The sequence below is a fragment of the Vibrio sp. 2096 genome (genome assembly GCF_033339595.1).
GTDB classification, from domain to species: domain Bacteria; phylum Pseudomonadota; class Gammaproteobacteria; order Enterobacterales; family Vibrionaceae; genus Vibrio; species Vibrio alginolyticus.
This window is the reverse complement of the sequence record NZ_JAWOUX010000090.1, coordinates 1-1,115: the sequence shown is the minus strand read 5'-3', so window position 1 is coordinate 1,115 and position 1,115 is coordinate 1. Positions and strand designations below refer to the sequence as shown.

Annotated in this window: 1 protein-coding gene and 1 pseudogene; both read left to right on the top strand. The window is 44.6% G+C overall.

The annotated features are described in order from the left end of the window. Nucleotides 1-178 precede the first annotated feature (178 nt). Nucleotides 179-700 (top strand): crossover junction endodeoxyribonuclease RuvC, encoded by a 522-nt coding sequence (gene ruvC / locus R7Q41_RS24285; RefSeq protein ID WP_005457261.1) that lies wholly within the window; start codon nt 179-181, stop codon nt 698-700. A 121-nt stretch (nt 701-821) separates the two neighbouring features. After that, nucleotides 822-1,115 (top strand): annotated as a pseudogene (locus R7Q41_RS24280) (chemotaxis protein); the annotation flags it as partial.

Here is a 1,115-nt window from a genome sequence, read left to right as displayed (position 1 = left end):
AAGAACTAGCGATTGCGGTAACTGCAGCGAAAGCAAAAGACGCAGAATAAGCGCACAACAATTAAAGAAAAAACTCCCGCACCTGCGGGAGTTTTTGTTTTAATGGGATATATCCAAACGACTTAAGAATGCTTGGGTTTAGATTCCAATAAAAATAGCGAGTTATTTAGGACGCTTCATGTCAATTATTTTGGGTATTGACCCAGGTTCTCGTATTACCGGTTACGGCGTTATTCGCCAGCAAGGCCGTCATCTGCAATATCTTGGCAGTGGGTGTATTCGTACCTCAGAAAAAGAATTGCCAGGTCGGCTTAAGCAAATCTATGCTGGCGTTACGGAAATCATCACCCAGTTTCAACCAGACGTATTTGCAATTGAGCAAGTGTTCATGGCGAAAAATGCCGATTCTGCTCTAAAGCTAGGGCAGGCTCGCGGTAGTGCGATTGTTGCGGCGGTGAATGCGGATCTTCCTGTGTATGAGTATGCTGCCCGTCTTATTAAGCAAGCTGTAGTGGGGACTGGTGGTGCAGACAAAGTGCAAGTTCAGCACATGGTGCAGCACATGTTAAAATTACCTGCGAAGCCTCAAGCCGATGCCGCGGATGCTCTCGGTGTGGCAATTTGTCATGCCAATACGAACAAGACCTTGGTTGCGCTCGCAGGTAAAGCAAGCAGTGCGAGAAAAGGGCGTTATCGCTAGACTCTCACCGTACTAAAAATGAGACACCTCAGACAGATTTAAGGAATAAATTTGTTGTGAAAATGTTACAAAACTATAGTGGTCGGATGTCTAATAAGAAATCAATCAAGGAAGATTGAACATGAATCCAGCCACGCTGTGGCGCAGTGTATTTATGCCGCGCCAACCTCAATGGACGAGAACGCAACAACGTCAAGCTGACATCCTCTCTTTATTTACCTTCATCGCTTTTCTGGTCGGAATTTATAGCTTAATTAAGTGGTTCAAGCATGGACACGAAAGCTTGATCTTAACTTCTGTCATTCTGATTACTCTTGAGCTTGTTTCCGCTTCTAGTCTCAAATGGTTTAAGCAACCTGCGTTATCACTTAACCTTGGTTTTGTCGGGATGTCGGTGCATGCACTCAATATCATT

Excerpts from the sequence above, each read along its gene's own strand:
- ruvC (WP_005457261.1), top strand. The coding sequence starts at position 179 with ATGTCAATTATTTTGGGTATTGACCCAGGTTCTCGTATTACCGGTTAC.